At 61.2% G+C, this 11,928-nt stretch carries 13 protein-coding genes; 7 read left to right on the top strand and 6 right to left on the bottom strand.

Annotated elements, in window-relative coordinates; all coding sequences use genetic code 11:
- Positions 1-18: 18 nt before the first annotated feature.
- The 3 genes from ACZ51H_RS06890 to ACZ51H_RS06880 are packed head-to-tail and all read right to left on the bottom strand — an operon-like array spanning position 19 to position 3,687.
- On the bottom strand, positions 19-402 hold the full coding sequence (locus tag ACZ51H_RS06890) for an ATP-binding protein (RefSeq protein WP_464801336.1): 384 nt from the start codon (positions 400-402) through the stop codon (positions 19-21).
- Positions 383-1,489 carry a PepSY-associated TM helix domain-containing protein gene (locus ACZ51H_RS06885; RefSeq protein WP_464801335.1) on the bottom strand — a complete coding sequence of 369 codons (1,107 nt, stop codon included), beginning with the start codon at positions 1,487-1,489 and terminating at the stop codon, positions 383-385. Before ACZ51H_RS06885 ends, ACZ51H_RS06890 begins: the two co-directional genes overlap by 20 nt.
- Entirely contained in the window at positions 1,486-3,687 is a 2,202-nt protein-coding gene (locus tag ACZ51H_RS06880; protein ID WP_464801334.1) for a TonB-dependent receptor, read from the bottom strand. The genes ACZ51H_RS06885 and ACZ51H_RS06880 overlap by 4 nt, the downstream gene beginning before the upstream one ends.
- Before the next feature lie 238 nt (positions 3,688-3,925).
- On the opposite strand from ACZ51H_RS06880, the gene ACZ51H_RS06875 reads away from it, so the two are divergent.
- Complete coding sequence (locus ACZ51H_RS06875) at positions 3,926-4,627, top strand: glutathione S-transferase family protein (RefSeq protein ID WP_464801333.1); 702 nt, start codon at positions 3,926-3,928, stop codon at positions 4,625-4,627.
- The gene (locus ACZ51H_RS06870; protein WP_464801332.1) at positions 4,624-5,286 is read left to right on the top strand and encodes a glutathione S-transferase family protein; all 663 of its coding nucleotides are present in this window, start codon (positions 4,624-4,626) and stop codon (positions 5,284-5,286) included. Before ACZ51H_RS06875 ends, ACZ51H_RS06870 begins: the two co-directional genes overlap by 4 nt.
- A gap of 247 nt (positions 5,287-5,533) precedes the next feature.
- Here ACZ51H_RS06870 and ACZ51H_RS06865 read toward each other — a convergent pair whose 3' ends face one another.
- The 3 genes from ACZ51H_RS06865 to ACZ51H_RS06855 form a co-directional block, all read right to left on the bottom strand.
- The gene (locus ACZ51H_RS06865) at positions 5,534-6,274 is read right to left on the bottom strand and encodes an SIMPL domain-containing protein (RefSeq protein WP_464801331.1); all 741 of its coding nucleotides are present in this window, start codon (positions 6,272-6,274) and stop codon (positions 5,534-5,536) included.
- Positions 6,275-6,378: 104 nt separating this feature from the next.
- Positions 6,379-6,720: a hypothetical protein gene (locus ACZ51H_RS06860; protein WP_464801330.1), complete on the bottom strand. Its 342-nt coding sequence runs from the start codon at positions 6,718-6,720 to the stop codon at positions 6,379-6,381.
- 2 nt (positions 6,721-6,722) lie between these two features.
- Complete coding sequence (locus ACZ51H_RS06855; protein ID WP_460986140.1) at positions 6,723-7,505, bottom strand: SIMPL domain-containing protein; 783 nt, start codon at positions 7,503-7,505, stop codon at positions 6,723-6,725.
- Positions 7,506-7,698: 193 nt separating this feature from the next.
- Between ACZ51H_RS06855 and ACZ51H_RS06850 the strand changes: the two genes are divergently transcribed.
- From ACZ51H_RS06850 to ACZ51H_RS06830, 5 genes are all read left to right on the top strand, one after another.
- Entirely contained in the window at positions 7,699-8,520 is an 822-nt protein-coding gene (locus ACZ51H_RS06850) for a DUF1206 domain-containing protein (RefSeq protein ID WP_460986139.1), read from the top strand.
- Between the two features lie 85 nt (positions 8,521-8,605).
- Positions 8,606-8,902, top strand: a complete 297-nt coding sequence (locus ACZ51H_RS06845) for a hypothetical protein (protein ID WP_460986138.1) — start codon at positions 8,606-8,608, stop codon at positions 8,900-8,902.
- A 215-nt stretch (positions 8,903-9,117) separates the two neighbouring features.
- Entirely contained in the window at positions 9,118-9,801 is a 684-nt protein-coding gene (locus ACZ51H_RS06840; RefSeq protein WP_464801329.1) for a CDP-alcohol phosphatidyltransferase family protein, read from the top strand.
- Between the two features lie 29 nt (positions 9,802-9,830).
- Positions 9,831-10,307: a YaiI/YqxD family protein gene (locus tag ACZ51H_RS06835; RefSeq protein WP_464770965.1), complete on the top strand. Its 477-nt coding sequence runs from the start codon at positions 9,831-9,833 to the stop codon at positions 10,305-10,307.
- Between the two features lie 105 nt (positions 10,308-10,412).
- Positions 10,413-11,720: an Hsp70 family protein gene (locus ACZ51H_RS06830; protein ID WP_464801328.1), complete on the top strand. Its 1,308-nt coding sequence runs from the start codon at positions 10,413-10,415 to the stop codon at positions 11,718-11,720.
- Positions 11,721-11,928 lie beyond the last annotated feature (208 nt).

Here is an 11,928-nt window from a genome sequence, read left to right as displayed (position 1 = left end):
GTATGCCCAGAGACTCGATCAGGGTCTTCCCGCGTCTTCCAGGACCTCCACGATCAGCATGCGAACGGTCAGTTCGTCATTAATCACAAGCACTGTTTCGCCAGCACCGACCTCAGGAGTTTCTTCCTGCATCTCGGCGACATCATCGACGAACTCACCCAAGAAGCGCGGAAGGTACAGGCACATTGTGGTGCCATCCCCGGGTTCGCTGTACACCCGAACCTGCCCGCCAGACTGCGGCACGAAGCCGTGGATAATGGAAAGACCCAACCCTGTGCCCTGGCCGATTGGCTTGGTCGTAAAGAAGGGATCGAAGATGCGAGCGGCGATGTCTTTTGGAATTCCAGTACCAGTATCCGTGACGCAGGCCGAGATACGTGGCTTACCTGGCGTTGGTAACAAGAGGTTTGGGATTGTCGGCGGATCGCGGAAGCATGTTTGGGGTTCGGCCTCGAGCGAACCAGAAGGACCAGAGGGTCAGACTTCCCAACAGCGTGAGAGCCAGACCGGCGAAGGTCATCACCAGCCGATAGGCCAAACCACCCACTTTAGCCGCATGTAGTGGATAGAGCATATTATAGATTTTCACGACTACAGGCAGACGCGATGCGTCTCGCGCCGCAATCAGCCGGCCGCTGTCCGCCGTGAACCACACGGTGGTGCGGCCGTTGGGTAGCCATTCTTCCGGCTTCTTCATGCGCAGGGTGATAAGGCCGCTCTTTTTGCGAGGCAGCGACAGGCTGCGCAGCTCCGCATCGGGGAATCGCGCATGCGCCGTGGCGATCATTGCGCGCCAGTCGAGGTTTGAGCCTAGCGGTACAGCAGTGGCCTTGGGTGGCTTCAGGCTGGCATCGATCTGCGCGGGCGCGGAGGGGCCAAGGATCAGCGCCGCCATGGGACGGAAAACCAATATGGAGCCCGTCAGAAACGCCAATACCAGCAAGGGCGCAGCAATCACGCCCAGATCGCGATGCTGGCGCACGATTGCGGGGCGGGTGAGCCGCCTGGGGAAAAGGCGAAATTCGAAGGTCTTGCGCGTCCGGATCCACAGGATGACGCCCGATACCACGAAGAACATCCCCAGCAGCGCGGCGATGCCGATGACCGTCTCGCCCACGTCGCCAGCGAAGAGATGGTGATGGAGGTCGAACAGCCAAAGTTCCGGCCGCTCCCACTGGCTGTCCCAGCGCGTCACCAAATCCCCTGTCTGAGTGACATATGCGCCCGAATCGTCCGCGAAACGTAGTCGGTCGAGGCCGAAATTCGGCCCGGCAAAGCTTATCATCTCCGGTCGGTGGGCGGGATCGGCCATGACCCGCTCGACCGTCCGGGCGATGACCGCGCCGTCCTGCACCAGTACATCGGATGCATGGGGGAGCATCACCCAGGCATCCTTGTGCACCAGCAGCGCGCCCGACAGTCCCAGCACCGCCAGTACCACGCCGATCAACCCGCCGATCCAGCGGTGCAGGATGTCGAGGATCTTCAAAAATTATAATCCCAGCTCAGTGTTAAGCTGCGCCCTCGTCCCGCGAAATAAGCGAGATTGTCGGACGGCAGCCGCGTGTCGCTGCTGTAATCGATGTAGAATTTATCGAACAGGTTCTGCACACTCAACCGGACGCCGCCGAAACCGGTCTGGTAACGAATGCTGGCATCGGTAACGGCGTAGCCGCCGAAGTTGTTGCGCGGATCGGGCTGCGTCACACCAGCGTCGGCATGGAAGCTGCGCGAGAGATAATATTGCGTCTGGAGGATCGCTGAAACTGGACCACGATTATAGGTCGCGGACAGGTTTACGCGATCAGGTGAGATATTGACGCCGTCCAGATCGATATCGACCGCACCATCGGCATTGCTGTCATAGCGGCCCTCGATATGGGCATAGCCGATGCCGAGCTTCAGGCCCGAGATCGGTGTTTGGCTGCGCAGATTGACCTCAATCCCCTCAATCTCGATGCGCTGCCGCTGGACGTCGAAATTGCGGCCGGTGCCAGGCACGAGCAATTGGCCCTTATCGCTGGATGACCAGAAATAGGTGGCGGACCCGTCGAACGGTCCGCGCTTCACTTCAACACCGATCTCGCGATTGTTGGAGACGATTGGTTCGATCGCAAGATAGCTGTCGATGTCGATGCCGGTCAGATTGATCGAGCGCGTGATCCGCCCGACATCAGGTGCTGTGTAGCCCTCGGCATAGCTGGCGTAGGCGCGGATTCCGTCCCACGGTTCGAGGATGACACCGCCATTCAGCAGCAGGTCGTCGAACTTGGGCTTTCCGCCCGCGACATCGACGCCGCCCCAATAGCGCTGAGCAGGCGGAAGCGTCTGGGTGGTCTGGGCCAGGGTGTGGAAATCATCGATCTTGATCTGCACATTTTCCCAGCGCGCCCCGCCCGCGACGCGGACCAGTCCGTCGAACAGCTTGAGGTTGGTCTGCAGGAAGGGGGCGAGACTGCGGAACTCGGCGGGCGGCACCCAGACGCGGTTGGTGGCGATCAGGCGCTGCTGCGTCCTGTCCCACAGCGTGTCGAAGCCGAGGGTGGCGGTGAGAGCCTCTAACCCCGGCACGGCGCGCTCATAGCTGAACTTGGCGCCCATTTTGCGGGAGCGGTTCTGCGACTGGTCGAACAGATCGCCGACAGGCGCGATGCTCGGGTCCTGGAAGGAGGCGATATATTTGCCGGTAGCATCGCGGTTTTCACCACCAAAGGTGTCGCGCGAGCGGTTGAAGAAAAGCTGGCTGACGAAATTGCCGCCCCAAAGCGCGCTGTCGGTGTACGACAGGGCCACGCTTTCGGTGCGGTTGGCGGCAGGATCTCCGGGAGAAGCGCCCCGTGTGGCGCTGGTCGGCAAGCCCGCCGGGCGGTTGCCGGGGAGCGCAATGTAATCGCCGTCGCTCTTCAGCTCGAAGCGGCTGGCGATGAGGTCGATGCGGCCGGTCGCCGAGACGGCATAGCCCAACCGCGCGAAGAAATTCGTCGCCTGCGAATCCTGCGTCTCGCCCTGCGTCAGGTTGAGGCCGACGCGGCGGTCCTGCCCGTCATAGAAGACGCCACGCTTTTCGTAGGTCGCGCCGACTGTCGCGTCGAAATCGCCCGCCTTATATTGGAACAGGCCGCCCGCTTTGCCGCCCATGCCGTTGGAGTGGAACCCGTTGTCCGCCGTCCCTTGCAGCAGCACCCGGCTGCTGAGGCCTTCCTGTTTGGGCGCGCCGACGGTGACCTGATTGACGATACCGCCGGTGCCGCCAATCCCCTGCAGCGCGTTGGAGCCGTAGATCAGCTCGACGCGATCCACGAAGAAACCGTCAATGGTGTAGCCATCGCGCCCGCCGTCGCGTAGCGGCGTCGATTGCGGGATGCCGTTGATCGCGTAAAGCGGCGATCGACCGCGCAATGTCTCGCCCGCGCCAGACAGCTTCTGGCGCGTGGGGGAGAAGGAAGGAGTGAGCGTCGCCACAGCATCGGTGACCGAACCGGAAATGGCGATCTGCTGGTCGAGCATTTCTTTATCGATCACGTCGATCGTCAGCGGCAGGGCGTTGACAGGCAGGATGCTGCGCGCGGCGGTGACGATAATCGGGGCAGCCGCCTCGCCGTCCGACCCGGCTGGCGATTGCGCGAATGCCGAGCCCGTGACCACAAGCGCACAGGTTGTCAGAAGAGCGTGAATGGTCTTTTGCATCGAGTTCCCCGTTTTCCTGGGGCTCGCTACTGAATGTTTGATACTAATGCAAGTCAGTCGCATTTAGTGAGGTAGGTTGGGCGCGATGCGCCGATCCGTGCGCGATGCTTGATATGCGTCGGCGAACTCTGAATATTTATGCCGACTCAAATCATATTTGTGTGTCATTGTTTGTCGCGATGACGGCGGCATCCCGCTAAAGTCGGCGGCCGAGCGGCGGATTCCGAGAGAGGACGATATGGCGGTTACCATCACTGCGTTCGACTGGGTGCCCGATTTCGCGAAAGGGCAAGTCCGCGACCTGCGTGTACGGTGGGCGCTGGAGGAAGTCGGCGAGGAATATCATGTCCGCTATCTGCGCCAGGGCGAACAGAAGGAAGCCGGGCACCGCAGACGTCAACCTTATGGACAGGTTCCGACCCTGGAGGAGGGTGACCTCACGCTGTTCGAGAGCGGCGCGATCGTCCACCACATTGCGAGCACACGTGATGGCCTTTTTCCCGCCGACGCCGCCGGCCGAGCCCGGGCAACGGAATGGATATTTGCTGCGCTCAATACGGTCGAGCCGTTGATCATGGACCTGTCCATCATCGACCTGTTCGAAGCCGACAAACCCTGGTCCAGCCCGCGCCGCCCGGCCGTCGAGACCCGCATCCGGGAGCGGTTGCAGGAAACCGCTGACCGACTGGGCGATGAAGAATGGTTTGACTGGGCTTTCACGGCAGGCGACCTGATGATGATCTCGGTGCTTCGTATTATCGAGCATGATCCGCTGCTGACCGAACAGGCAAGGCTGGTGGATTATGTGAAGCGCGGCACGGCGCGCCCGGCGTTTCAGCGAGCGCTCGCGAGCCAGTTGGAGGGCTTCACCGGCTCTCCCCCTGCGGCCTATGACGAATGGAGGGAAAATATGAACAACATGCCGGACCAATCGGCATGACCCGACCTGTACTCACCGCCTACAATTGGGCGCCCGACGAAGGGCGCGGCCTTGTACGCGACATGCGGGTCCGCTGGGCTTTGGAGGAAGTCGGCCAGGCCTATAACGTGCGCTATCTGAACTGGGGTGAGCAAAAGGATCCGGAGCATCGTGCCCGCAACCCGTTCGGACAGGTGCCCGCCTATGAAGAGGGCGACGTCGTTCAGTTCGAATCTGGTGCAATCGTTCTGCACATCGCGCAGCGCTGGCCGGGCCTGCTGCCCGACGATCCGGCCGATCGGGCACGCGCGATTGACTGGATTTTCGCAGCGCTCAATACCGTCGAGCCAGTAGTATGGGATCAGGTGATCGCTCGCATTATAGACGCGAAGCAAAGCTGGGCTGAAGATCGCTGGCCAAGCGTGCTGCAACGGTTGAAGGTGCGTCTTGGCGAACTCGCTGCCGCGCTGGGTGATCGGGACTGGCTGTATGGCGATTTTAGCGCGGGCGATCTGCTCATGGTTCAGGTCCTGCGTCATGTCGATGGCGCGATCCTCGCAGATTATCCTACGCTCGGCGCCTATGTCGCGCGGGGCATGGCACGCCCGGCATTCAAGCGAGCGCTGGATGCCCTGCAAGCGGGCCGGACCGGCAAGAAACCAGCCGATTGGCCGCATTGATCATCTACAAGGTGCCAGTGACAGGCGGTCCTGACGAAACTTGCCTGTTTAACTTATCATCGCGGAATGAGGGGCGACTTTCCTGTGCGGGAAGCCGAGATTTTATCACGGTGGGCGTTCAACATCGGAAGCCTCCTGCTACCTAAACGGGATAGCTGGGCGTCTGCATCCGGGATGTAAAATTTGGCTTCCGAACGGCCGCAAAGCGTCGCCACCCGAACTAATCGTTTTTACGAGACGCGGCTCGTTAGAGGGCGGCTTTTGGCACCAGCGCGAAATCGACCTGAACTGAAACGGTGCTCGCTGTCTGCCCCGGCATGAGCAGAACTGTCGAGGCGTTGGCGGCGGATTGCTCGACAGCGACAGGCGGCGGCGCGACGGGTACGGCGCCGGGCAGGTAGCGATTGCCTTGCGTCCCGCCCGCATCGCGGATGGTCAGAACACGGGCGATCGTCATGCCCGCTGCATCGGCGTAGGCCTGCGCCCGCGCATGGGCTGCCTCGTACGCCGTTGTGTAGGCTGAGTTGGCTGCCTTTTCCGGGTCCGCGAGGCGCAGGTCGGGACCGCTCGGGATGTTGGCTCCAGCAGCCGTAGCCGCCGTGATGGCAGCGGAGGCGCGATCCACATCCCGAACCGTGACATTGATGACGTTACTCGCCTGATACTGACCCTTGCGATCGCCCCAATCAATTCGCTGCACGTTCAGAGATCGGGTTTGAATGTCCTTCTCCACGATGCCCGCCTGGGCAAGAGCATCCACGATCGTCGCGATCATCTGCCGGTTCGCAGCGCTGGCATCCTCCGCTGCTATGGCCCATGTGTTGATGCCTGCTTGGAACTGCGCCTGGTCCGGACGGACATCAGCCTGGCCCGTCGCGCTGACAGAGAGAAGAGTTTCGTCGCGGTCGATGCCGCGCGGGTCATGGGAGCCCCGGTCACAAGCGCACAGCAGCATCAGCGCGCTCAGTGCGAAGGCCAATCTCGCCACATCATCTCTCCACCATCATCGTTCCGAAGCGAACATCCGAGCGCAAGATGAAGGAATGCTGACGCTGTGCCGCGCGGACATGACCGTCGTGAACCCGCCGCCCCTTATCCTCGCTTCCGCCGAGACCGGACTTGCCGCCCTCTGTTCCCCAATCCGGCGAGCAGCAGCCCATAAAAGGCCATGTCTGCTACGAACGGCCAGAACCGAAAATCATCCTCTACAACGCCTATACTGTTCTCGACCGAGATACCCGGCCGGTCGAACAGATAGGGTGCTGGCCACCCGGCGTTGAGCACTGGCTGTGGGCAATAGATGTCAAACCCGTCCTTTGACTTGCCCAGCGCACAGAAGACCGCCTGATCAGGCCCATGCCGATGGATTGCAGCGGACCCGCCTGCAAGCAGGAGCGACCCGGCGATCATCGCGGGCCAGGCCGTCAGCTTCACGCCTAGGGTCGAAGCGCGAACTGGATGGAGACGGTTGCGCCGAGCATCAACTCGCCCGGTGCCACTGGACTTGGCGGCGGCGGCGCGGGGGGCGCTCCTGCCATGCGGCCCGTGACAATGATCGGCTGGGGATAATAGCCTCCGCCCTCGCTGATCGACAGGATGCGGGAAATGCGCAACCCCGCCGCCCGCGCGTAAAGCTCGGCGCGAGACCGGGCCTCGCGCACCGCCGCCGTCCGCGCTTCGTCGAGCGCGGCCTTGGGCTCGTCCAGCGTGAAGGACGGGCCGTCTACCTGATTGGCGCCAGCCTGGACCAGAGTGTCGATGATCCGCCCCATTTCACCCAGCTTGCGGACGCGCACCTGCACATTGTTGCGCGCTTCATAGCCGATGATCCGGGGCGCCTGGGGCTGTGCCGGCGCGACATAGGGCTCGCGCGTCATTCTTGCCCGGATTTGGGCCTCCTGATCCGGATTGGAATATTGCGGCTGCAGGGAAAGCGCCGATGTCTGGATGTCGCGATCCGCAATGCTGGCACGTTTCAAGGCTTTGACCACCTCATCCATCCGCATTGCGTTGACACTGAGCGCGTCGCCGCCCGTCTTGCCCTGGGTAACAACGCCAGCTGAGAAGACGGCCACATCAGGCACTCGGCGGCTCTGTCCTTCTCCGCTCACCACCAGCAAGGTTTCCTCAGGGGCGAGCACCGGGTTTGCAGCAGGCAACTGCGCCTGCCCGGCGGATGTGGCGCTCGCTGCGATCGCCAGAAAGACGCACCATTTCATCAGCCTCTCTCCTTGTTGTGTCAGCGTAACGTTGCCACGCTGCTCTGGTTTCATCGCAGCAGGAACGATCTTGCTGGCGCCTTTGGATGATCGGCATACATTGCCTGGCCGACCTGCTGCCGTGCGCCGACGGTGTCGCAATCAGCCTCGGCAACTTCGTCGGCTCCCCGGCGTTCCATGACCAGGAGGCGCGATGAGAATAAAGTACGACGGTTCCGGGAGTTGGTTCACCTTGTTTGCCCGGCTGGGTTTTGCGGCGCGCGGGCTCGTTTACGTTTTGATTGGTGTATTCGCGATCGACGTCGCATTCGATGGGGGGCAGCCAAGTGACAATCAGGGCGTCCTGGGCACGCTCGCCGATGCGCCGCTGGGTCGCTTGCTCTTGGTCCTTTGCGCTCTTGGCTTTGCTGGCTATGCCTTCTGGCGTCTGACCGAGGCCATTCTCGATCCCGAAATGCGATCGCGCGATTTCAAGGGGAAGTTCGAAAGACTTGGCTATGCCTTGAGCGGCATTGTCCACGCTGGTCTTGCGGTGACGGCAGCACGCCTGGCGTTGCGAAAAGCCCCCGCATCCTTGGGCAGCCCGGGTGACGAAGCCGCTCAAAGCTGGTCCGGCTGGCTGTTGGAGCAGCCCGCAGGTCCGCTGCTGGTGGCCTTCGTGGCACTTTCCCTCCTTGCCGTCGCGGTGGCTCAGGGCGTCAAGGCGTATCAGGCGAATTTCGACGAACTGGACGGCGATGTGCCCGCCCCCCGTCAGGTTCGTTGGATCGGACAAGCAGGTTATGCCGCGCGGGCGCTGGTCTTTGCCATGATCGCATGGTTCCTGATTAACGTACTGCTCAACCGCGATCCACAAGAGGCAGGCGGTCTTGGCGCGGCGCTCCGGGAACTGCGTGAGCAGGATCATGGGCCATCACTCTTGCTGATAGTCGCGACCGGCCTGGCGCTGTTCGGCATCTTCAGCTTCGTGGAGGCGAGATATCGCCGTCTCAAGGTCGTTACGCCGAATTTGTAAGGATTGTCCACGCCTCCCGATCTGCCTCTGGGATCCGACATTGGGTTAAGGGGTTATGGCCTGGATGGAAAATGAGAGAGACGACATGCATCGCACAATTATCTTCGCCTGCGCCGCGAGCCTCAGCCTGGCTTTGGCAGCCTGTGGCGGCAAAGGAGACGACAAGTTGGGCGAACAGGCGCAGGAAGCGATGGAAAACAGGGCGGACAGGATGGACGCGATGGCCGACAATATGAGCGGAACGGCCGAGGACATGATGCAGGCCAAGGCTGACGCCACGCGGGAACAAGGCGAAGCCAAGGAAGAAGCGATCGACGAGTCCGACATCAATGCGGACGCGCTCTCCGCTGACCAGCGCGACAAGATTGTGAACGGAAATTGAGCTGAACTACCGGGCAGCTTCCCGATCGCGTCTGCCAAGCGCTGATCGTCGGCGGTCGAGCAGGAAAACCCGACCGTCCGCAGCTGGGTGCCAGAAATTAGCTGCTGAGCGGCTACAAAGGGGCGTGCTCTGCCGAGATTTGCCGCTCATGCCGCTGCCTTCAGGTCGGAACATTCGCACGTTGCTCATAGAAGCGTACGGCCTCATAAGGCCGTATGACAATCCCATTACAGACCGCGCCTTCCCTATCGAGAATACAGGGAAATTGGTTAGCCGCCAGGGAACGCCGATTGCTGAATTGGCTGTGCAGCCAGATGCCGCCGTGGGTCACGCCTGATCGGCTGACTTTGCTGGGTATGGTTGGTGCCTTCATGATCTTCGTGGGTTATGTCGCCAGTGGTCTGGCAGCTTCTTGGCTGCTACTCGCCATCGTCGGCTATGTAGTCCAATGGTTCGGGGATTCGATGGATGGCAGCATTGCGCGCTATCGCCATATTGAGCGTCCCTCCTACGGTTACTTCATCGACCATAGCTGCGATGGGTTGGCAACACTGCTGATCCTTGCAGGCATTGGCCTTAGTCCCTTCGTAACCATGAACGTCGCGCTGGTGGCCCTGGCCGGTTATCTGTTGCTGTCGATCCATGCCTATCTTTCCGCCCGTGTTCTGGGGGAGTTCAAGCTGTCCTATCTCGCCGCTGGACCCACAGAATTGCGACTGATGCTGATCGCACTGACGGTGATGATGATGGTGCTCGGGTCAGGTCCCGGCATCTTTGGAGCGCTGTCCGGCTTTGATGTTTTTGTGGGAGCAGCTGGCCTGATCCTGATCTTGCTGTTCATCATTCAGACGATCACCACCGGACGGCGCCTCGCCCGGGCCGAGCGTGGTGGAAGATGATGCGCCATGCAGCATGAGTGTGGTGTCCGATGATCCAAATTTTAATTGATGCCGACGCCTGCCCGGTAAAGGATGAAATCTACAAGGTTGCCCTTCGCCATGCCGTGCCTGTCACGGTCGTGAGCAACAGTCCCTTGCGGATACCCCGTCATCCTCTGATCAGCCGCACAGTGGTCAGCGACGGGTTCGACGCGGCGGACGACTGGATCGCCGAGCGGGTGACGGCCGGAACGGTAGTCATCACGGCTGATATTCTGCTGGCTGACCGCTGCCTGAAAATGGGTGGGGCGGTAATTTCTCCCACCGGCAAGCCCTTTACGAACGCGTCCATCGGCAATGCCATAGCGGTTCGCGCGATCATGGCTGATTTGAGAGCTGGCAGCGATCATGTTGGTGGGCCCGCCGCTTTCAGCAAAGTTGACCGGTCGCGGTTCCTCTCCGCACTGGATGAAACGCTGGTTCGCTTGCTCGCTATACAGCGCCGTGCGGTGGCCCGCCCGCTCTAATGTCCGCGATATCGTAAAGGTTGCGTCGGGCGCTTGTGCCTGCGATAGGCCCCGCCCCACCGGTCGGGCCGGTTTTGCCCTTTCCCCAATTGCATTGGCGATAACATGATTTCGTCTCCTCGTTCGATTGGCATCGACTTTGGAACCACCAATTCGGTTGTCGCGCTAGGCTGCGCGGATGGCGAGGCGATGTTGGTGAATTATCCAGCCTCTGGTAATGCCGGTCCCATCTTCCGCTCCGCGCTTTGTTTCTGGGAGGATAGCGGCGTGCCGGGCGGCATCGCGCGGGAAGCTGGGCCATGGGCCATCTCCGAGTTTCTGGATTTTCCTCAGGGCAGCCGCTTTCTGCAATCCTTCAAATCCGTCGCTGCCAGCAAGGCGTTCGAACACGCAACCATCTTCGAAAAGCGATTGCGCTTCGAGGAACTCGGCCATATTTTTCTGGAGCGGCTGCGGGCACATGCGGCCGATGAACTCAAACTGTTGCCACCGCGGGTCGTCGTTGGCCGCCCGGTCCGTTATGCAGGGCAACGGCCAGACGATATGCTGGCTCGCCAGCGCTACGACCTCATGTTCGCCGCTTTGGAGCGCGAAGTGCATTATGTCTACGAACCGCTGGGCGCTGCCTTCAGCTTCGCCGCGCGGCTGACCAAACCCGCCACCTTGCTGGTCGCCGACTTCGGAGGCGGCACGAGCGACTTTTCCGTGGTGCGGATCGAGGCGCCGGGTGCGGCGAAACGCTGTATACCGCTTGGCTCCGCGGGCATTGGTATAGCGGGTGATCGCTTCGACTATCGTATCATGGACAAGCTGGTGCTGCCCATGCTGGGCAAAGGCGGTACCTATGCATCGATGGGCAAGTCGCTGGAGATCCCTGCGGGCCATTTCGCCGATTTTGGCGACTGGGCTCGCCTTGCGCTGATGCATAATCGCCGCACACTGGCCGAATTGCAGAAGCTGAAGCGGACCGCGGCCGATCCCGCAGCGATAGGCCGTATGATCGCTGTCGTGGAAAATGAGCTGGGTTACCCACTGTATGACGCGGTCGCCCAATTGAAGCGCGGGCTCTCCAGCGAAGAGCATGCGCATTTTCATTTCGATCGTGCTGGCGTGCGTGTAGAGGCAGATGTCAGCCGTGCGGATTTCGCACAGTGGATCGCACCGGACCTCGACCGCATCGGCGCGACAGTAGACGCGGCGCTTGCCGAAGCGGGGATCGGGCCCCAGGCGATAGATCAGGTCTTTCTTACCGGAGGCTCCTCTCTGATCCCTGCCGTCCGGCGCCTTTTTGAAGAGCGTTTCGCGGCCGACCGCATCGCGGGTGGCGATGAACTGACGTCGATCGCTCATGGCTTGGCGCTGATCGGTCAGGAAACAAACATTGCCGAATGGGCCGCGGTCAGCGCGCATTAAAACGTGGCATGGGTGCCTGTATGGCCGATCAGGATCATGGATGCAGCCGTCGCTGGTGAAAAACGTCAACTCAGCAGTGGTCCTGGCAAGGCAGAAGGTCCGCTGACTGCTCAGTTTCCTTATCAGACCGTCATTGGCTGAGCCTACAGGATCAAAAAAAGCAGACCGACCGCCCCGAAGGTCGGGAAGTTAGTGGCTGAATGACCGC

The sequence above is a fragment of the Sphingobium sp. TomMM15 genome, from assembly GCF_055397045.1.
The sequence above is the reverse complement of the archived record's forward strand: the minus strand, read 5'-3'. Positions and strand labels throughout refer to the sequence as shown.